14 protein-coding genes are annotated in these 20,166 nt (G+C 55.5%); 2 read left to right on the top strand and 12 right to left on the bottom strand.

From position 1 onward, the window contains the following. Positions 1-75: 75 nt before the first annotated feature. Both O9H32_RS23485 and O9H32_RS23480 read right to left on the bottom strand, forming a co-directional pair. Positions 76-552 (bottom strand): DinB family protein, encoded by a 477-nt coding sequence (locus O9H32_RS23485; RefSeq protein ID WP_269868549.1) that lies wholly within the window; start codon positions 550-552, stop codon positions 76-78. An 86-nt stretch (positions 553-638) separates the two neighbouring features. Further along, entirely contained in the window at positions 639-1,409 is a 771-nt protein-coding gene (locus tag O9H32_RS23480; RefSeq protein WP_269868548.1) for an ArsR/SmtB family transcription factor, read from the bottom strand. Positions 1,410-1,565: 156 nt separating this feature from the next. Between O9H32_RS23480 and O9H32_RS23475 the strand changes: the two genes are divergently transcribed. Continuing rightward, positions 1,566-2,831, top strand: a complete 1,266-nt coding sequence (locus tag O9H32_RS23475; protein ID WP_269868547.1) for a phytoene desaturase family protein — start codon at positions 1,566-1,568, stop codon at positions 2,829-2,831. Positions 2,832-2,928: 97 nt separating this feature from the next. Here O9H32_RS23475 and O9H32_RS23470 read toward each other — a convergent pair whose 3' ends face one another. The 6 genes from O9H32_RS23470 to O9H32_RS23445 form a co-directional block, all read right to left on the bottom strand. Further along, positions 2,929-4,494 carry an ABC transporter substrate-binding protein gene (locus O9H32_RS23470; protein ID WP_269868546.1) on the bottom strand — a complete coding sequence of 522 codons (1,566 nt, stop codon included), beginning with the start codon at positions 4,492-4,494 and terminating at the stop codon, positions 2,929-2,931. Between the two features lie 276 nt (positions 4,495-4,770). After that, positions 4,771-6,396 (bottom strand): extracellular solute-binding protein, encoded by a 1,626-nt coding sequence (locus O9H32_RS23465; protein ID WP_269868545.1) that lies wholly within the window; start codon positions 6,394-6,396, stop codon positions 4,771-4,773. A 276-nt stretch (positions 6,397-6,672) separates the two neighbouring features. Then, entirely contained in the window at positions 6,673-7,554 is an 882-nt protein-coding gene (locus O9H32_RS23460; protein ID WP_269868544.1) for a carbohydrate ABC transporter permease, read from the bottom strand. Between the two features lie 30 nt (positions 7,555-7,584). Further along, the gene (locus tag O9H32_RS23455) at positions 7,585-8,502 is read right to left on the bottom strand and encodes an ABC transporter permease (RefSeq protein ID WP_269868543.1); all 918 of its coding nucleotides are present in this window, start codon (positions 8,500-8,502) and stop codon (positions 7,585-7,587) included. 812 nt (positions 8,503-9,314) lie between these two features. Next, entirely contained in the window at positions 9,315-11,072 is a 1,758-nt protein-coding gene (locus O9H32_RS23450) for a sensor histidine kinase (RefSeq protein WP_269868542.1), read from the bottom strand. A 1-nt stretch (position 11,073) separates the two neighbouring features. Further along, the gene (locus O9H32_RS23445) at positions 11,074-12,624 is read right to left on the bottom strand and encodes a response regulator (protein WP_269868541.1); all 1,551 of its coding nucleotides are present in this window, start codon (positions 12,622-12,624) and stop codon (positions 11,074-11,076) included. 403 nt (positions 12,625-13,027) lie between these two features. Between O9H32_RS23445 and O9H32_RS23440 the strand changes: the two genes are divergently transcribed. After that, positions 13,028-14,311, top strand: coding sequence for an amino acid permease (locus O9H32_RS23440; protein WP_269868565.1), 1,284 nt, complete (start codon positions 13,028-13,030; stop codon positions 14,309-14,311). Positions 14,312-14,461: 150 nt separating this feature from the next. Here the strand turns inward: O9H32_RS23440 and O9H32_RS23435 are convergent, their stop codons facing one another. The 4 genes from O9H32_RS23435 to O9H32_RS23420 form a co-directional block, all read right to left on the bottom strand. Further along, the gene (locus O9H32_RS23435) at positions 14,462-14,677 is read right to left on the bottom strand and encodes a spore germination protein (protein ID WP_269868540.1); all 216 of its coding nucleotides are present in this window, start codon (positions 14,675-14,677) and stop codon (positions 14,462-14,464) included. 425 nt (positions 14,678-15,102) lie between these two features. Next, positions 15,103-18,924 (bottom strand): GH32 C-terminal domain-containing protein, encoded by a 3,822-nt coding sequence (locus O9H32_RS23430; RefSeq protein WP_269868539.1) that lies wholly within the window; start codon positions 18,922-18,924, stop codon positions 15,103-15,105. A 133-nt stretch (positions 18,925-19,057) separates the two neighbouring features. Beyond that, positions 19,058-19,225 (bottom strand): sporulation histidine kinase inhibitor Sda, encoded by a 168-nt coding sequence (sda, locus tag O9H32_RS23425; RefSeq protein ID WP_269868564.1) that lies wholly within the window; start codon positions 19,223-19,225, stop codon positions 19,058-19,060. A 5-nt stretch (positions 19,226-19,230) separates the two neighbouring features. After that, complete coding sequence (locus tag O9H32_RS23420; protein WP_269868538.1) at positions 19,231-20,109, bottom strand: choline/ethanolamine kinase family protein; 879 nt, start codon at positions 20,107-20,109, stop codon at positions 19,231-19,233. Positions 20,110-20,166: the final 57 nt, after the last annotated feature.

The following is a 20,166-nucleotide window of genomic DNA, read 5'->3' as shown; positions in this document are numbered from 1 at the left end:
AAAGAAGGCACGGCTCTGGAGAGCTGCACCTGATGACTCCTTGTGTTATCCACATCCTGCCGGAGGAGGGCAGGCTCAAATGCCTTGCTGCTTGCGGATGTAGACCATTTGCCCAAGATGGTAGACATTGTGTGTCGTTAAGACTGACAACACCTCCCACCAGGTGGAGTCTGCCGCTTCGCCGGGCAAGGCTTCGTTCATTTTGATCTCGGGGCACTGCCTAAGACTGCTGCTCCACGCGTCCATTACCTGATTCAGTTTGGCAACCGCAGCCTGCCACTGCTCTTCATCCACAAGGGCAGCTTCGGATGAAAAGGATTGATCGTTACTTTCGTGCACCACCGGCGTGCCGCCTTGGAATCGTTCCAGCCAGATTTCATTCCAATATGTGAGGTGGTTGACTAGTTCCGCGATGGAGTGATGGTTCCCCGGTTTCCATACTGCTTGTTCAACCGTGAGACCCTGAAGAACTTCCTTCAGCGTGGGGAACCATCCGCGATCCTGGTGGCACAGTGCGATCTGGTCGACGAAAACGTCTCTTAATCGATTCATTGTGTACCTCTCCTATTCGTGACGATACACGAGTACCGTTCATGCATGATTGTGCCGGCATGGAAAGTCCAAGTCTCTGCTTGCCCTTATGCCTCGGACAATGTTTTCCCTGTTTCAAGCCATGTCTTGAGTCCCGACAATATGACGGGCAATCCGCCCTCAAGGACCCGCGATGTGTTCGGTGCATGGGCATATTCGTCGTGCGTCACCGTCACGAGCGTGACACCCGCAATGTCGCTATGCGGGACGATGTCCCATGTGAGACGGGACGGCCCCTCCTCTGCCGTATCGGGCAAAGACAGCAGCTGCCAGGACATGACCAGCTTATGGGGAGGCTCCACTACCAGAAGCTCTCCTTTTGCCTGCATCTTCCCTTCGGGACTCCAGATCTCATATCCGCCTCCCGCCTTCCATTGCGCCGCGCGGATGGAACCATTGTACCAGAATTTTGCCGTCATGGAAGGGTCCGTAATGGCTCTCCAAATGTGTTCGGGTGCAGACTTGATTGCGATCCGATGGATATGTTTGGGTTTGTGCTCCAGCATGGCTTCACTCTCCACATTCATTTTCAATTGCGTCAAAGCGGATACCCACGGTTCGGTATACTTGCTAACCCAGCGGTCATACATTTCACGGATGGGCACTGCGTTCAGATAGTGCAGTTTCTCCCTGCCGACTTTTCTCGTTAGGATGAGGTCCGCTTCTTCCAGAATATTCAAATGCTTCATGACGCCGAAACGGGTCATCTCCAGGTGTGTGCACAACTCACTCAGCGTGCGTCCGTCGGATTGATATAAGAGGTCCAGCAGCTTCCGGCGGCTTGGATCGGATAATGCCTTAAAAATATCGAGTTCCAACCGTCCCGTCTCCCCTTCAGAAAATAAAACAAATGAGCATTGACAAGTTACCATTTGGTAACATATATTAAAAGTGACCTTGCAGTCACATTATAACGCATTCCGGATTGCTTGTCATCCGGCCGCGGCATACCAAGTTCACTGGAGGTATGGACTATGGAACAGACAAACACCCGATATGATTCTATTGTGATTGGCGGAGGCCTGACCGGTCTGACGGCAGCCGTCTTTCTGGCCAGGGCGGGGCAATCCGTGATGCTGCTCGAGAAAGCGAAAAACTTGGGCGGACTTGCCCAAACGACGGACATGAACGGTGCCAAGTTCAATCTCGGCCCTCACGCCATGTATGAAGGCGGCGCCGCTCTCCGCATTCTGAGGGAGCTGGATTGTCTTCCCGAAGGCGGCTACGCTTCCAAAAAGGGATTGATCGGCATCTCGCAGGGACAGCTCATACACGTCCCTGGCGATCTCACCTCAGAAGAAAATGAAGAGTGGACTGGGCTCATGGGCGGATTGGGCAGGATCGATACGGAGTCGATCGCCTCCCTGAGCGTTCAGGAATGGTCGAACATCCACATTCGGTATGAACGGGTGCGTCTCCTCTTCCAAGCGATGTGCAGACAGTGGTCCTTCTGCAGCGATATGAGCTCATTAAGCTGCGGATTCGCGGTCAGGCAGGGACAGCTTGCAGGGCAAGGGGTCAGATATGTGGAAGGCGGATGGCATACCGTCGTCGAGAAGCTGCGCAGCGAAGCCTCCCAAGCAGGGGCAACGATCCTATCCAGCCGCCGGGCGGACCGGATTCTGGCCAGTGAAGACTCCGTTACAGGGGTGCGCTTATCCGATGGTACGGCGATCGAGGCCTCCTCCGTCATCCTGGCGGCGGGACCGAATGAAGCCTGCCGGCTCGTCGATGGCTCGGAGGCTATGTCGCTCGGCCAATGGCGGGACGCCTGCCGTCCCCTGTATGCCGCCTGTCTGGATGTGGCGTTGATGAACCCGCCGCACCCCGAACACATATTTGCTCTGGGCCTTGGGGAGCCCTATTATTACTCCAACCACTCGGTATCGGTCAAGCTGAGCGACAACGGTGCACAGGTGCTTCATCTCATGAAGTACCTCGATCCCGGTGACCCGATCAATGCCAAAGCGAATGAGCAGGAGCTGCACGGCCTGCTTGATCTCCTTCAGCCCGGCTGGGAGGAGGAGGTCACCGCCAAGCGGTTTCTGCCGAAGATCCTGGTTGCACACGACTGGCGTTCTATCCGTCACCAAGGAGACGGCCCGGCGCCCGGTCCCGTTGTTCCTGAGATTGGCGGATTGTATGTGGCGGGGGACTGGGTCGGCCGGGAAGGCCGGTTAGCGGACGGGGCCATGTCCAGCGCCAAGCTGGCGGTTCAAGAGATTGTGCGCCGTGCCTAGTTACTCAGAGATTCGCCAGCCGTAATGCTGCCTCCTCCCCTATGGTTTCTTGCGCAGACTGCCCGTCTGCCGGAGCTCTTCGTCTTCATGCGCCGGATCATGAATCGGCCGGGATGCCGGGGGCACCGCCGCCTCCTTGCCGGAACCGGTCAAACTGCTCCTGGATCTCCACCACCACATGGTCGATGCCCGCATCCTTGAGCTTGGCACGGAAAGCGCTCATCGTAGGCTCCCAGTCGACCCCCGCATCGTAGAGCTGCGGCAGATATTCCGCGGTGATGACCTGAAGCTGGGCCATTTCGGATTTGACGGGCGCGAGGTCCGGTACGAAGCCCAGGGTGGGCGAGAGCACGGCATCGTCATCCCAGCTTCTCAGCGCCGCCGCGTATTCCGGTGAGATGTGCTCGCTGAACCGGGCATACCGGATATCGTCCCAGGCCCAGTGGACCGGCGTATAGCGTCGCTCAGGCGGAATCCCTTCATAGGACAGGGCTCCGTCCTTCAGCTTATAATGAATCCCTTCAATCCCATAAGTAAAAAGATCGAAGTTCTCCTGGCTGCTCCTCAGCCAATTCACGAAGGCCACCGACTCCTTCACATGCGCGCTGGTGGACAGGACGGACAGAATGTTATCTGCCGCCGTGAAGAGATACCTCGGCTTCTCCGGGTGAAGATACACGTTCTCGAGCTCGCCTTCCGGATGAGCCGCTTTGAAGGCATCAATCCGCTCCGTCTGCTTCATGACCACGCTCCATGTCGCGGCCACCCGCCCCGAAAGGAAGGCTTCCTCAGGATCAGGGAACTGCGAGGTTACGGAAGGCGGATAAGGCGCATAGCCTTTGGCCTGCCACTCGTGCATCTTCACCATAATATCCTTGAACCTGTCGGATTCGTAGGTATTCCTGACCAGCAGCTGCGGATCGGCCGGATCGATATAGACCGGAGAATTGAAGAAGCCCCCGGCTAGGAACGCCGCATTGCCGTATTCGCGCAGCAGAAACTTGCCCGTATCATAATAGTAAGGGACGATATCCTTCTCCTGCTTCGACACCGCTGCGAGATAGGCATCCATGTCCGCGATGGTGCGGATCTCCGGCAGGCCGTACTTCTTCCGCAGATCGCCCCGGATCTGAAGGAAGCTCTGGAACTCCGCCATCGGCATCACCCGCGGGATCCCGTAGATACGGCCGTTCACCGTCACTCCCTTGAAGGCGTAAGCCGGCGTGTTCTTCACCAGACTGGGGCCATAGCCGGCGAGCGCCTCATCCAGCGGGGCAAGCACCTTCTTCGCCACGAGATCCGGTATATTCGAATAAGCCGTCACCACGAGATCGTACGGTTCCCCGCTGGCGGCAAGCAGCCATATTTTGTTCCAGTACTGGGCGTACGGAATGTAGGTGATCTCCAGCTTCAAGGGGAGACCGTCCCGCGCCAGCTTGGCTTCGACGGCACGGATGACCTCGGTCTCGTTCGCAGGCCGCTCCAGCGGGAAGACCATCTTCAGCACCGCCGGCTCGATCGTATGGCCTTCGGCTGCCTGCCGGGAAGACGCCTGTCCGGAACTCTCCGACCGGGAGAGATGGCGAACGAGGAGGAGCATTCCCGCTGCAGCAAGCAGCATGGCGAGCAGAAGCACGAGCGGAGCGTAGATTTTCTTTGTCAATGGCGCTTCCTCCCTCGTCGCTTGTAAACGGATACAACAGTGTCGTCAAACGATGCGCAAGACCTCTGGCTCTTCTCCCGATTGTACCTCAATCGCTCCCCGCGGTGATACACAATTCTACTTTCTCGTCGCATCCGGTGTCCCTCGGCTCCGCTCGGCGCAATGACAAACACAGCAGCCCCCTAGGAGTACTGCTGTGCGATGACCCTGATTATTAGGTACTGTCCCTCCTGCATCAACCATTTGCGTTCAGACAGTCCCTAGGCATTCTGGTAATTACTTCTTGCCCGCCGCCTGGTAGCGGTCGTACTGCGCCTGTCTTCCCTTGATGACGTCCTCCACGCCCATTCCCTTCAGCGCCTTGAGATAAGCGTCGAAGTTATCGAGGCTTTCCTTGCCGGTGATGAACTTGATATTCATCTCATTGACGTAGGTGGTGATATCCGGCATGACCGTATTCTCGGTGCCCGCCTCTTCCGGCAGCGCGTACACGAACGGGAACGGCGGCTTGATGTACTTCTCCATCTCCTTGTCAATCTTGGCATGCCAAGGGGCCACAAGCACATCCGTGGATTCCACCGACTGCTCGATCGGCAGGTTCACCGGGTTAATACCGAATTTCTGGATAAAATCATTGTCCTTCCCTTTCTCGGTAAACTGCTTCTTGCCGTCGACCACCTCATACGTCTCTCCCTTGAGTCCCCACGCATAGATCTCCTTGGCCTCCTCGCTGCTCGCATAGTCGAGGAACCGGAACGCAAGCTCCGGGTCGGCCGCGTTCTTCGAGATCCCGAATACCCCGGTAATCGGATTGCGCCCCATATAGAACTGGTCGCCGTGCGGTCCTTTGAGCGGGGCAATGCCCTTAATCAGCGGCGTGTTCGGATCGTAGTCCTTGAAGAGCTTGCTGTACACCATCGAAGTGTAGTAGCTGAAGTTGAACGTAACTCCCGTGATGTTCTGCGAGAACTTCGAGGTAATCTGGTCCGACGTCGTCGAGGCGAAGTCCTGCTCGAGCAATCCTTCCTTGTACAGCCCGTTCAGGTAGGCGAGGTATTCCTTGTAAGCCGGCTCGTAGTAAGCATAGTGCACCTTGCCGTCCTTATCGGTATAGAAGCTGTTGGCGAGATCCATGCCGAATACGGGTCCAAAAGCACTCGCGAGCAGCTTCGGCTGCACGGAGAACGGAATCTCGTCGGGCTTGCCGTTGCCGTTCGGATCGCCGGACTTCATCTTCCGGAGCATCTCCGTGAACTCATCCAGCGTCGTCGGCTCCTTCAGCCCCAGCTTATCCAGCCAGCGCATATTAACCATGAACGTAGGCATGTAATTTTTGGTGACCGCGAGCTGCGGGATGTAATAGATCTTGCCGTCCGGGGTCGTGAGGCTCGCCTTCAGCTCCGGGTATTTCTCGAACAGCTTCTTGATATTGACGCCGTACTTATCGATGTACTCGTTGAGCGGCTTGAACAGGCCGCCCTGGATGTTCTTCATCGTCTGATCCTGGTCGAGCAGGTAGACGATGTCCGGCAGATCCGCCCCCGCCGCGAGCCGCGGGCTGATCGCGTCCTGGTAGGTTGTCGGCGGGATCAGCTCCCAATTCACGGTCACCCCCGCCCGCTTCGTCACTTCCTGCACGATCGGGGCATTCGTCAGATCCACGTTGTTGCTCCACGCGTTGGTCGCCAGAACCTTCAGCGACGCCGGCTTATCCGTCACCGGTCCCGCCCCCGAATAGTTGAAGCTCGGCGAAGCCGAACGGGTCCCTCCCTGCGTGCCCGCCGTCTCCCCTCCGCCCGCTGGAGCTCCTCCGGTGCCGGTACACCCCGCCGCCAGCACCGCAGCCAAGCCTGTCACCAGCACTGGCTTGGCCATGCTTTTCGCCTTTGTCTTTTGGTTCATTTTTTTGCCTCCCTGTTCTTGTCTATTAGGTGTTTTACTGTATGGTTTTTGCTATTTTGTCTTTTGAAGCCCTCATTTTGAGAGCGACCTTTGAGCGAAGCTCAACGGAGCGCAAAATGTGCGTTGTGGTTCAATGTTTGAGTGTTTTAGAGGTTTTGCTTTTTTATGTTTGGCTGTTGGAGGTTTTGCTTTTTTCTCCCCCTTGCCGGCGAAAATATGTCATTTTGAGAGCGACCTTTGAGCGAAGCTCAACGGAGCGCAAAATGACATATTGAGTCACCCTTTGACCGCCCCCAGCGTAATCCCCTTCACAAAATACTTCTGAATAAACGGATAAATCGTGATAATCGGCAGAATGCTCACGACAATCGCCACATACCGCACCTGCAGCGTCGAGACGGCAAGGGACGTGGCGGCCGTCTCCCCGCCCATCTTCTGCAGCACCTCCGGCGAGGCCATAATGAGCACCCGCCGCAGGAAGATCTGCAGTGGCTGCAGCTCCTGCTTGCCCAGATACAGCAGCGCGTTGAAGAAGTCATTCCAGTGCGCCACGGCATAATACAGCGTGAGCACAGCAAGCGTCGGCTTCGTCAGAGGAATCGCAAGCCGGAACAGGAGCGTGAATTCCCGGGCTCCGTCCATGCTGGCGCTCTCGAATATCTCGTTCGGGATATTCTCGAAGGCCGAGCGCAGGATCATGACGTTGAACGTGCTGACAAGCACCGGAAGCACCATCGCCCACCGGGTGTTATACAGGCCAAGCTCGGTGATCACCATGTAGAGCGGGATGAGCCCGCCGGAGAAATACATCGTGAACGCGATATAGAAATTGAGCTTGCGTCTGAGGAAAAACCGCTTCCTGGACAGCGGATAAGCAGCCAGACACGTCGCGACGATATTGAACACCGTACCGACGGCGGTATACCAGATCGTGTTGTAATAGGCCCGCCACAGGTCGGGATACTGCAGCACCATCCGGTAGCCGCTCAGGCTGAAGTCGACCGGGAACAGCGTGACCAGCTTCTTATCGATCGCCTCCACCGAGCTCAGCGAGACGCTCACTACATAGATGAACGGGTATAAGGTGACGACAACCGCCAGAAGCGTCAGCGCATACACCACGACATAGAAGCTTTGATCAACCCATGATTTTTGCATAACCGCATTCCACCTCCTTCCTCTTCGCTTCTACCACAGCGACATATCGTTCACCCGCCGGCTCAACCGGTTGGCGAAGAATACCAAGGCGAACGAGATCACCGAGTTAAACAACCCCACCGCTGTGGCAAAGCCGAAATTCTGCGATTCGATGCCCTGCCGGTAGACGTAGGTCGAGATGACGTCCGCCGTCTCGTAGGTCGCGCCGTTGTAGAGCAGATACACCTTCTCGAAATTGACGCTCATGATGCTCCCGATGGACAGCAGCAGCAGAATGACGATCGTCGGCTTCAGGCTCGGCAGCGTAAGATGCCATACCTCCTGGAACTTGTTCACGCCGTCGATGCGCCCCGATTCGTACATCTCCTGGTCGATGCCCATGATCGCCGCAATGTAGATGATCGAGGAGAACCCGAAGCTCTGCCAGATCCCCGAAGCTGTGAAGATGGTGCGGAACCACTCGGGCGCCATCATGAAGTTGATCCGCTCCATCCCGAAGCTGGCGAGCAGGGTGTTCACGATGCCGTCCGTCGGCGACAGGAAGTTGATGATCATGCCGGCAATCACCACCGTTGAGATGAAGTGCGGCAGGTACGTCACCGTCTGAGCGAACCGTTTGAACAGCCCGTTCTTGATCTCCACCACGCAGATCGCGAACAGGATGGGGATGGAGAACCCGATGACCAGCGGATAAAAGGCCAGCAGGAATGTATTACGCAGCAGCCGCCAGAAGTACCGTGAGCTCACAAACTGGAGCAGCCACTTGAGCCCCACCCAGTCCCCGCCGAAGATGCCCTGCCCTGGGGTATAATTCTTGAAGGCGATCAGGACGCCCGGCATGGGCAGGTAGCAGAAGATAAAGTAATACAGGAATATCGGCAAAAACATCAGAATCAGCGCTTTGTCCCTTCGCATCAGCTTCCCGAGGGGGATTCCTTTATTGTCCAAATGCACACTACTCCTTCCCTAATGAATGAACGGAAGGTACCGTCCCGTTCCTTGTAGAGTAAGTGTAGCAAACGCTTTCTTTTGCAGAAATCCGAGATTTTTTCGATTTCCGTTACTTTTTTAGGGTACTGGGGAGCACAAAAAAGACGCCTGCGCCGACCGGAATCAGAATCCGATGGGCACAAGCGTCAAGCATGGGGCTTTAGAGCATCAGAAATGGCACGCCAGATCGGGGCGGCCTCTTCTTCTTAGTTGGAATTTAAGGTAATTAAGTGTAAAATTATCCACACGTTAATTCATAATACCAAATTTTAGGAGAGGTGAGCCATGATGAGGGGAAAACCAAAGACACTTATTATAGCCGTAATTGGGGTAGCAGTTTGGATACTTAGTGCAATAATAGGGTTATATATTCAAATAACCTCCAATCCAGCCCGCCCCACATTCGAGGAGTCTCTAGAACCGCATAGCGCAGCTCCATTTATTATTTGTTTGGTAATCGCAGGTATTGGCTTTATAGTGGCGGTTGTATCGGGTATCAAATATCTGCAAGACCGTTCTGCCAATCGCTAGGACAAGAGTATTAAATGCTATGCTCCCTTCATAAGGGGTATGGCATTTTTAGTATCGGCCGTCTCTATTTCTGCCATTGCTGCCCCAGTTGCAACAACCGTAGATTCCTCAAAATAACAGGCTAGCGTAAAGTACAAAATGAACAAAATCGCTGTCACTCTTGATGATAGTGTTAGAATTTATCGAATAGTCAAGCCTGACGAGCCTTTATGAATTCACCGCCTGATCTCACCTGCCGGCTATCCCGCTTCCACAGTGGGAATCCCTTCCGTATATCGCGGAAAGGCCAGAGTCACCGTCGTCCCCTGCCCCGGTGTGCTCTGCAGGCTCACTCCATAGTCCGCCCCGAAGCGGAGCTGCAGGCGGTCATTGACGTTCTTGAGGCCGTAGCCTTTGGAGCTGGCGATCAATACCTCCCGTGCTGTCTCCGCATCCATGCCCGGTCCGTTATCCTCGATGGTGAACGTCACCCGGTCCCCCTCCAGGAACCCGCGCATAGCGATCCGGCCCCGGCGTTCCCCTTTGCGGATCCGGTCGATGCCATGCTCCAGCGCATTTTCGAGGATGGGCTGGAAGATCAAGTTGATCGTATCGAACTCCAGCACCCGCTCCTCCACCTCGCAGAGGAAGTCAAAGCTGTGGCTGTGCATGACGAGTTGGATCTGCATATACGCCTTGGCGTTCTCGAGCTCGTGCCCCACCCGGATGATATTCCGGCCCTTGTTGAGTACCGTACGGTAGAACTTCGATACGTTGGTCGTGATCTCGCTGATCTCCATGGCGTCAGCCTGCAGGGCCTTCCAGTTGATAATGGACAGGGTGTTATAGAGAAAATGCGGATTGATCTGCGTCTGCAGCGCCTTCAGTTCGGCTTCCTTCTGGGTGATTTTGCTCTGGTAGACCTCTTCGATCAGGGTGTTGATATTATGCAGCATCCGGCCGAAGCGGTTGGTCAGCTGCCCGATCTCATCGCGCGAGGGACTGGAGACCTCGACCTTCAGGTTCCCATTCTCGACGAGCATCATCGTCGTGTTCAGCTTCGTGATCCGGTTCACGAACGTGTTCGAGAACATACGGATCAGGAACACCAGGATGAGAAGGCATACCGCGATGATCAGCGCCGTGGCCCCGACGATGCTGCGGGCATCGACCGCAATGGCATCCTTCGGCGTGTAGTAGACCAGCTCCCAGCCGGCGCCCGGAATCTCCTTGCGGAGATACAGGTACTCCGTCTGTCCCACGGTCAGGTAACCGCTGCTGTTCCCATGACCACCCGGCTCATCCCGAGGCTCCCCCTCCGGCAGCTGGAAGTCCCCCGGCATCGCAGCGCTCCGGGCGGTGACGGTCCGCCCCTCCCGGTCCCGGATGCTGACATGATAGGCATCCGCCTGAATCTCACGGAGCCCCTGGAACAGGCTGTCCTCGTCGAGACTGAGGAACAGCACCGCCGAGGAGGGGGTATTCGTCGCCCTATCGTTGTCGGCGAACAGCCGGGTGGCGAACACCTTGCCGTTGTACCCCATCCACTGCGTGCCCTCCTGCTTCAGGCTGCGCGACCACTGCATCCCATGAATGAGCTCCAGCGGCAGGATGTAATTCCCCCGCAGAATCTCGGGGTTATCCGTGAAGACGGAGATCTGCAGCAGATCCGGGTTGAAGTCAAGGATATTGCTGAAGAACGGGTCGACATAATCGCGGTACAGGCCCGTAATGTTCCCGTTATGATGGACGAAGATCTGCTTGAACACGATATTCTGCGTCACCGAGTTGATCACGGCTTCGAACTGCCGGGTCCGGAAGTCCAGTCCCTCCGCCAGCCCGCCGATGGATTCGTCCAGATTCTGCTCCGCCTGCTGCAGGAGGAAGCGGCTGGCCTGATAGTAGGAGAACGCCCCCAGCACGATCAGCGGGATAATACAGACGACCAGATAGGAGCTGAACAGCTTCTGCTTGAACCTCAGGTTCTGAAAATAGTGAAGGAGCCGGCTCATCCCCATCTCAGGAGCTCCTCTCCCTGTACTTGGCCGGGGAGACGCCGTAGTGGTTCTTGAAGATTTTGCCGAAGTATGAATCGCTCGTATATCCCGTCCGCTCGCTGATCTGGGCCACCGTCAGATGGCTGCCTATCAGCAGCTCCGCCGCCTTCTGCATCCGCACCCCCGTGATGTATTTGATCAGGGGCTGTCCCTTCTCCCGGCTGAACAGGTAGCTGAGGTAGGTCTGCGTCAGATGCACCTGCTCCGCAATCCAGCTCAAGGAAATATCGTGCATATAGTGCTCCTCAATGAGCCCCACGACATCTTTGATGACCTTCTTCGTGTGAAGGGCACCGCTCTCATGAGCATCTTCCATCGGGATCAGGTCCAGTGCCCTCTGCACGCTGCTCTCCAGCTCCTCCAGGGATCGGCAGGAGAAGAGCTCCTCGGCGTAGTGGGACCAATCGGGCTCCCCTTCCCTGCCAGCGGTATGCAGCGCCTTCCGGGTCAGCTCCATGCACAGATATTTGGTATAGATGACCGAATGCTGCCCGCTCCGGCGCACCGTCTCGAAGAACAGCCCCATCCCGCGGCGGAACCCGTAGTCATCCTTCGCCTCCAGATGCCAGTACAGGCGGTCCAGCAGCTCCGCCAGTGCGTCCGCCGGGAGCGGCCGTCCGGCCTGAGTCCGGTCGGTGTAGAACACGGTGCCTTCCTTATAGAAGAACTGGTTCTCGAGCAGCCCCTCCATCCGCTCGTACTCGTCCTTGAGCCCACCTGCCGTCTCCGGCCTGCCGACCACGACCGTACATGGCTGCCCGTACCCAGCCGTCAGCCTTTGCTGCAGCCGCTCCCCGATGTCCGCTGCCGTATCGTTCGAGGCCAGCGACTCCGGGGTCAGAACCAGCAGCAGGCACTGGCTTTCGTTCAAGTGGACCAGCTCCCAGTCGTCCCGTACCAGCTCCCGGATATCATTCTGAAAGGATTGGTCGCTGCTCCCAAAAAAACGGCCCTCGAAGTGCACCAGCATCATCTGGATCCTTCGCCCACGGAGTGGGACGCCTGCCTGCGCCAAGGACTCCAGCGCTTCAACGTCCGCCCGGCCGCCGATCAGGTCGAGCAGCTGTTTTTCCTTCTCGTAGACGAGGCCTTTATGGTAGCCGTCCCTGAGTGTGATCTGCTGTGCCTCCAAGGCCTTCTCCTGCCGGCACAGCTCCATCGCGGCCATCAGCACAGTCCTGAATTCCTGCACGTCGATCGGCTTCAGCACATAGGACTGAATGCCGTACCGGATCGCCTGCTGGGCGTATTCGAACTCCCCGTATGCGCTGTAGATGATAATCCGAAGCGCCGCGTACCGCTCCCTCGCCCGCCGGCACAGCTCCAGCCCGTCCATGAACGGCATCTTAATATCCGTGAACAGAATGTCCACGGGATGCTCGGCGAGCACTTCCAGCGCCTCTTCGCCGTTCTCCGCTTCAAGTACCGTCAGCTCCAGCCCAAACTTGCGGATGAGGAACCGGATGCCGTCCCGTTCTATTGCCTCGTCGTCCACGATCAGGATCTGCAGCATGCTTGACCCCCCTTTTTGTGCAATCGCTTTCATATTGTGCTGCACTTGTGTGCTCCTTGTACAGGTATAGCACATTCAGTGAACGGTTCTCAAGGATTTTCCTCCCAGCGCGATTCAAAACAAATTAGCTAAGCAAGTCCAAAGCAGTGAAGCTGCAGAAGGAGCTGACACCCAGGGTCATCCTGCGCCAAATCCCAGCCCCTCATTTCTATTAATCTACCAATCGTGAATTAACCACCTTTTCCACCTTTCATGTTTCTTCAGAATTTGTTAGAATGCAGTGTCGGAACTTGCGCCATAAGCGCGAAAATAATGGAAATATTTTGAATACAAGGGTGGCTGAAGCATACTCGTGGAGACGAATGGAGAACTTCAAAAGAAACTGTTGCCAAGGCATATCAGCATGATGGCGATGGGGGGAGCGATCGGCACCGGTATTTTTAAGGGCAGTGCGGAGACCGTCTCTCTTGCAGGTCCCGGCGTGGTTCTGGCCTATGTATTCGCAGGGCTGCTGCTGCTGGTGGTCATGGGGGCGATAGCCGAGATGGCGATTGTCTACCCGAATACGAATATAAAAGGGTTCATCCATAAAGCCTTCGGCATACGCGCCTCTTTCGTTATGGGCTGGCTCTATTGTCTGCTCTGGCTCGCTGTCTGTGTCATCGAAGTCATCGTGGGCGGAAGCTTCCTGCAGTACTGGCTGCCATCCATCCCGCTCTGGATCTTGAGCCTGGGCTGTACGGCCTTCATCCTGGGCGTGAACCTCATGAATGTCAAGCATTACGGCGAGTTCGAGTTCTGGTTCGCCGGCATCAAGATTGCGATGATCATTGTGTTCATCATTTTGGGCGCAGGCATCCTATTGGGCATCATCCCGAGCGGCCAAACGGATTATTGGAGCAACTTCACGGAACACGGCGGTTTCTTCCCGGGCGGTATGGCTTCCATCTTCTCGGCACTGCTCATCGTCATGTTCTCCTTCGGCGGATCCGAACTGATCGGCGTTACGGTCACCGAAGCCAAAGACGCGGAGCGCGTGCTCCCGAAGGTCATTAAGAACTTCGTCTGGCGGATCATCCTGTTCTATACGCTGCCGATTCTGGTCATCTGCGGCCTGATTCCCTGGAACGAACTCAGCGAGCAGTCCAGCCCCTTCGTCCAGGTGCTATCCATTGCAGGGCTACAGGGCGCGGCCCACTTCATGAACTTCATTCTGATCATCGCCGTCTTGTCGGCAGCGAACTCGGGCATCTACGGCTGTACACGGATGCTGCACTCCCTCGCATCCGAAGGGGAAGCGCCCCGCGCCTTCGCCTACGTCTCGGACAAGGGGGTGCCGCTCTACAGCCTGGGTCTCACCGCGGTCGTCCTGGTCTGCGGTTCCATGATCGCCTATGTGGCGCAGGATCAGGTCTTCGGGCTGCTCATGGCCTTCCCCGGCTTCGTCGTCTCGCTCGTGTGGATCGGCATCTGCCTGGCCCAGCTCAAGCTGCGCCGCTCGTATCCAGTGAACCCGAGCTTCAAGCTGTGGGCCTTCCCGTACATCACGGGCTTCACCGCCGCGGCGCTCAGCCTGATCTCCATCCTGTTCGTACTGGATGAAGGCAACCGTATCAGCATTATCGCATCGCTTGTCGTCCTGGCCGCATTAATCGCGATTTCGATGGCTAAGTTTAAACGACAATAGTGTACAACCAAGAGAACCTCCGTAATCCGCGCCTTGCCGCGTGTGTCGGGGGTTCTTGTTGTTATAGAGGCTCATCAGGAAGCATACGGGACTGACCTTCGCCAAGCTATGCCCTGCAGCCTGCTGCCGGCTGGTAGAACCAGACAGCCCCTAACGGCTGTTGTCAATCACATCCGGATCATTCGTAATGACCCGATTGTTCTGGTTATTGCTGACGCTTCCGTAGCTGTCTCCCGGCGAGAAGGAGCTCGCTCCCCCATAATTTTTGGACGCGCTCGATAGAATGATGCAAACCGCATCCCCTATATGCACCGTAGAGCTGGGTCCGACGCTGTCGACTTTGATATTCCCTACAATGGACGGCATTCGTCTAACCACTCCATTCGTTCTTAATGATTCAGGATATTCGCCTATAGCAAGATAGGTTCCTGGACAAAAGAAGAGGCCCTCCAACGACACAGTCCGTCCCAATTCGTCCCCACTATAATAACTGCCCTGCAGGTGACCAAAGGCAGCCGGTGATCATCTTGGCCGGCTGCCGCGGTGTCTATAATAAGCTATCCTTCACCGGCCTTAGTCAAAATAATTTTTATCTCATCGAGTTGTTTCCTCTCTTTAATACCTAATCCCTGATGGTTTACCGAGACGGCTGGAAGAGCAAAAAACGACCCTGGCCGCATCGTGACCAGGGTCGGGATCTGCCATCGCTTCAGTGACTGACCTATTCGTCATAGACTCCAGCGGCACGGACTCTGCATGCTAGCGCAGATCCAATAGTTGGTGGAGGCAGTCTACCTCAAAGCAGGGACATTCACATCATCCACATTGAGATGGCCGAAGCCCCCCGTTGCATTGTCGACAATCATGATATAGCATGATGTTCCCGCATAAGAAGCGGCGTTCCACGTGATTCGGCTGTACGCTTCGTTATTGCTGCCCGTCGCCTTCATCAATTCCGCTCCGTCGGAAGCGCGGACCAGGGCAACATACAGATTGTTGATGTCATTCCCGCCGCCGATCAGGAAATCGATGGCCCCGCTTCCGCCAAGCGTGAACGTCTCGGATTTGAGGACGCCGACTTGCCCGTCACCCCCGTCTTTAAACCCCCAGAGATGATACGATCCGCTCTGATTGAAGGGTCCTCCCCATCCCCAGTTCACATCGGCAGTCACGTCAGCGGCACTGAATGCGTTGCCGCTGACAACCGTCCAGCCGGTCAAATTCCCGCTCTCGAAATCATGATTGGTTATTCCACCGATCGTGGAAGCTTGGGTAGTAACCGTCAAGCTGCTGCTGGCGGCGGACCCATTTCCGGCAGCATCCCATGCTTTTACCGTGTAGGTGTAGGCTGTGCCCGCTGTTAATCCACTGTCCGTATACCCCGTTGTTATGCTGGTGCCCACTTGAGTCCCATTCCGGAAGATGGAATACCCGGTAACGCCGACATTATCGGTTGACGCTCCCCAGCTGAGCGTGACCGAATTCGCTGTCTTGGCCGGTGCTTGCAGATTGGCCGGCACGGTTGGGGCTTGCGTATCTGCCGCGCCTCCTTGAACGGGAACAAGGAAGTCGTCCACGTTGATATGTCCCCACCCATCCGTACGTTCATCGACGACCTTAATATACATGGGGGTTCCAATGTAAGCCGTAGCATCCCAATGCCTTCGAGTGTAGCTTTCCGTTTCGCCTTTATTGCTTTGCCAGTTCCAGTAAGTGCCTGGTCCAGTCGACCGGAATAGTTCTTTGCCATCCGAAGCCCGGTGGAAGGATACGTAAAGCTTGTCGATATCGGAGCCTCCGCCAACCAGGAAGCTGATCTGCCCATTGCCGCCTAACGTGAAGTTTTGCGATTTGAGGACACCTGTAGCTACTTCCCCGTTCTTCATTCCCCAGAGATGATACGAACCTGTGTGGTTGAATGGCTGCGTCTCCCAGAACACGGACTGATTCGTCACGGCCGCATCCGAGAAAGCATTGCCGCTCTCAACAATCCAGCCGCTCAGATTGCCGGATTCAAATCCGCCGTTCGTCAAATTCCCGGACGGAGCCGGCGCGGCAACGGTAATCGTGCTTGATGCCGTCTTGGCGCCATCTCGGGTTTTGGCCGTTATCGTTGCGGTGCCTGCTGACTTGCCAGTGACCACACCATTAACAACCGTTGCGACTCCGGGATTGCTCGAAGTCCAGGTCACGTTCTTGTTCGTCGCATTCGAAGGTGCCACCGTCGCATATAACGATTTCTTACCGCCCACGGTCACTTGAAGGCTTGCGGGAGACAGCGTTACGCCGCTCGCCGGAGTCGGCACGTAAGCCGAGTTCATGCTCCAGACCTTCAGCGACTTGACGACAATGGAGTCCGTATTCGTATCCGCCCATAATTGCAACCCTTTAGCGTCCTCACGCGTGGAGTAAGCGCGCGTCGTGATGGACTTTAATCCGTTCAAGTAAGACTCCACCATGGACTTGTCCAGATAAACATGCAGCTTTACATTTTCATTCCCAATATCCACGTTGCCCTGTTGGATCCCCTTGTTCGTGCCAGCGACCGTTTTGGTCCGGTTCACTCCGTATTCATCCGTGCTGTTCTTGTAATACAACAACGTCTCTTCCTCGCCGTTTGGAGATCGGCGAACCTTCATACCCACTTGATCTGCAGCCCCTCGGGCGAGCTCCACCTCAATTTCCAGCGTATCGCCCGACACAGCGGACAGAGCGGTGTTCGCCGCCGCGAAACTGGTATCCGTCGTGATATTAACCAGCTGCTGACCGCGTAGTGACTGCAGCTCACCAATGGGGTTGATCCCCAGCTTACCGTCCGGCCGGAGACTTAATTCCACCGGCAGGCCGGCATTATGCGCCCATCCTGCATTGGATTCTTCCTGAGAGGACCTCTCTCCCTGTGCGATCGTAAACAGGATATTCCGTCCCGATACCGGATCAACAAAAGCGCTCGGACCCGTGAACTTGAAATCGCCAAAATCCATCAATTGCGGAGCCGGTTGATCCGGTGTGAATTTGGCGGAGCCGCTGTTCCAGGTTCCGATCCAGTAGTACACTTCCACATCCGCTCCCGACCCCACCGGGCTAATGGCGAGCAGGTGCTTGCCATTGCCCAGCGGCAGCAGCACCGGTAGCTCCCACACCGTTCCCAGGTGAGGATACGCAGCTGTATTCGATTGATACAATGGGCCCCGGTAGGTCCAATTCATTAACTTGGGATCGGTCGTGGAATAGACAGCGGCGGTTCCGCCTTGGCCATCGATCCCCGTCCCCACCAGCATGAACCATGTCGATCCATCCTTGAATACATAAGGGTCGCGGAACTCACCGGTCTTTCCTTGACCTGGCTGCTGTGTAACGGCAAGCTTGGATTCTTTGATCCACTTCTTCAAATCGTTGTCGCCGTCCTCCTTCACCGTGCTCCGTGCTACACCGATATTCTGATTGCTGCCGATGTAGGGCTTGGCATCATTACCGGCCGTGAAGAACAGCGTAGGGTTCCCCGCATCGTCTATGGCGGAGCTGCCCGTCCAGTCGCCATCCGGGTCGACCTGGAACAGCTCCGGCGATACCGCCGGCGGAAGATCCCGCCAATGCACCATGTCTTCGCTTACCCAGTGTCCCCAATGCATATTGTGCCAATAGGGACCATGCTGATTGTTTTGGTAGAAGAGATGGTACTGCCCATTATAATAGAGGGGTGCATGGGGTTCGTTCATCCAGTGGCCCGGTGCGATAGCATGATAAGCGGGACGATATTTGTCCCCATTGTACGTACTTCGGTCAAAGCCTACGTCAGGCGTAGGAAGATTCCCGCCCAGCTGGATCAAATCGTTCTGGTAAGAACTTTGCACCTCTGCCGCGCTGGCAGCTCCACTTCGGATCTTCACTTCATCAATGAGACCGTTAAACATATTCAGGGGGAACCCAGCGAGCGGTGTGCTCTGGTTGTTCTTGCCGATCAGCAAGTTATTAGCAGAAGGAGTGATCGTTGAATTGGCAGGAATACTGCGCGATGCGACCTGCTGCCCATTCAAATACAGCTTCATCGTCCCTTGCGTTCCGTCCACCGTGGCTGCAAGATGCGACCACTCGGATTTGGGAAGCGGCTCGTAAGCCCACAATTCATACCAGTTTCCGCCTGATCCGATTTGCAGCGACCAGGTACCTCCGCGAAAGACCCCCAGCACAAATCCCTGTTTTGCGGATTTATCATGCTGATTGACGATGGCCGACAGCATACCGCCATCCCCCCATTCGTAGGCCCGGGGGGCGACCCAGGTCTCGATGGTCATCGCCGTCGAAGGCGTGGCAATCGGGTTGTGTGTTACCCAAGTGGAGTAGCCGTCGAATAATAAGGCACTGCCTGAGATGCCGTCCGCTTTCCATTGCGGGGCGCTGGATGGTTTATAGACCGCGTTATTGAACACATAATGGATGGGGTCATTCGTGTTTCCCACCGTTTCCTTCGTGGTATTCCCGCTTCCTTCATCAAACTTCCACTGGGCAATGGTTGCTGCTGCAGCTGCCTGGGTATGCTGAGTAAAGGGGCATGACATGAGACCTAAAGACATAGAGAGCATGATGCTCAGCCATTTTGTACGATGAAACATGTGTTTCCTCCTTTGGGTTGTCAGCTGAATGTAACCGCCTACATGAATCTCCGTAAGTTCGTTCCCTCCTTGATGATGACGATAATACTTAATCGCGGCATCCATCACCCCCTCTCCTGCTTGGATATCGTTCTCAGGAGCCTCGCCGCTCGGACGCTCTTCGTAACAGTTCTTTTTCCAGCAGAAGAATGAACTCCCTGCTAAGCCCGAGCGCAATCGCCTTTTGATAGGCGGCGGCGAGCACATCCGTACTCGCCTGCTCCAACCCTGTCGTGCGGTCTGCCCCATCGATCACATTCATCACTGCTACAGCTGATAAATCCCTTGTTCTATTCGCTGGATGCAGGATTCGGCGAATTGGTAGTAATCAAATTCATGATGCTTCGAGTCCTTCGCCAGTCCACTGTAAAATAAGCCCCACGCCACCTCACGGACCATAGAAACGTATTTCATGTCCTGCAGAATGTGAAAGGCATCCTCCTCGGCATGTCCGAAGTATAACCGTAGCCATTCCCGCTCCTCTTCTTCACTGAATCCGTTCGTGAACGGAATGAGAGTCAACTCAAAAAACACATCCCCCCTTCCCGACAACTCCCAATCAATGATTTGCAGCTGGTCGCCGGTAAAGATCATATTGCACAAAAACGAATCATTGTGACAAAACTTGTTGTTATATTCCTTGTCATTACTCCGCCTATGTGCAATGGTCTCTACCCGGTGCAAGATTCGGGTTAATCCCTCCGGATGCTTGACTTGAAACAAAGCGGCGCCTTTCAGGTAGCCATAAATCAAGTCGTAAGGGCTGCATATTCTTCCTTGATCCTCCATGCGGTGTATTCGTTTGAGACGATCCATGATCATTCCCTTGACGGCAGGGTCCTTCAGATCATCCTTCGCTACCATTCGACCTTCGATAAACTCCGTGACTACGTATTGTTCAGGTACAGCACTAGAGATGACTTTAGGCGAAAATCCTTCTCGGTTTGCCATCTTCATGACTTCGATTTCTGAACGGCGGGTCAGGTTTACATATTCATTTTGCCTGCTGTTGATGCGAAGCACGTAGGCCTTCCCTTTGGTTTGTATCTTATAAGTTTCGTTGCACAAGCCTCCACTTAGCGTCTCAACGCCCAACCATTCGCGGTTTAGCTCAGGTACTTCACGAATGATGTCTTCCACTTCCATCCTCAAGAGGATTCCTCCCCGCCTCGAATCATTACTTTCTTGGAAGGCAAGCAGCCC

The organism is Paenibacillus caseinilyticus (assembly GCF_027533645.1).
Lineage (GTDB): Bacteria > Bacillota > Bacilli > Paenibacillales > NBRC-103111 > Paenibacillus_G > Paenibacillus_G caseinilyticus.
The sequence above is the reverse complement of the archived record's forward strand: the minus strand, read 5'-3'. Positions and strand labels throughout refer to the sequence as shown.

What these genes read in the sequence shown, in the direction of transcription:
- O9H32_RS23485 (WP_269868549.1), bottom strand. Translation starts at nt 552, where the DNA reads ATGAATCGATTAAGAGACGTTTTCGTCGACCAGATCGCACTGTGCCAC.
- O9H32_RS23475 (WP_269868547.1), top strand. Translation starts at nt 1,566, where the DNA reads ATGGAACAGACAAACACCCGATATGATTCTATTGTGATTGGCGGAGGC.
- O9H32_RS23465 (WP_269868545.1), bottom strand. Translation starts at nt 6,396, where the DNA reads ATGAACCAAAAGACAAAGGCGAAAAGCATGGCCAAGCCAGTGCTGGTG.
- O9H32_RS23460 (WP_269868544.1), bottom strand. Translation starts at nt 7,554, where the DNA reads ATGCAAAAATCATGGGTTGATCAAAGCTTCTATGTCGTGGTGTATGCG.
- O9H32_RS23450 (WP_269868542.1), bottom strand. Translation starts at nt 11,072, where the DNA reads ATGGGGATGAGCCGGCTCCTTCACTATTTTCAGAACCTGAGGTTCAAG.
- O9H32_RS23445 (WP_269868541.1), bottom strand. Translation starts at nt 12,624, where the DNA reads ATGCTGCAGATCCTGATCGTGGACGACGAGGCAATAGAACGGGACGGC.
- O9H32_RS23440 (WP_269868565.1), top strand. Translation starts at nt 13,028, where the DNA reads ATGATGGCGATGGGGGGAGCGATCGGCACCGGTATTTTTAAGGGCAGT.
- O9H32_RS23435 (WP_269868540.1), bottom strand. Translation starts at nt 14,677, where the DNA reads ATGCCGTCCATTGTAGGGAATATCAAAGTCGACAGCGTCGGACCCAGC.
- O9H32_RS23430 (WP_269868539.1), bottom strand. Translation starts at nt 18,924, where the DNA reads ATGTTTCATCGTACAAAATGGCTGAGCATCATGCTCTCTATGTCTTTA.
- sda (WP_269868564.1), bottom strand. Translation starts at nt 19,225, where the DNA reads ATGAATGTGATCGATGGGGCAGACCGCACGACAGGGTTGGAGCAGGCG.
- O9H32_RS23420 (WP_269868538.1), bottom strand. Translation starts at nt 20,109, where the DNA reads ATGGAAGTGGAAGACATCATTCGTGAAGTACCTGAGCTAAACCGCGAA.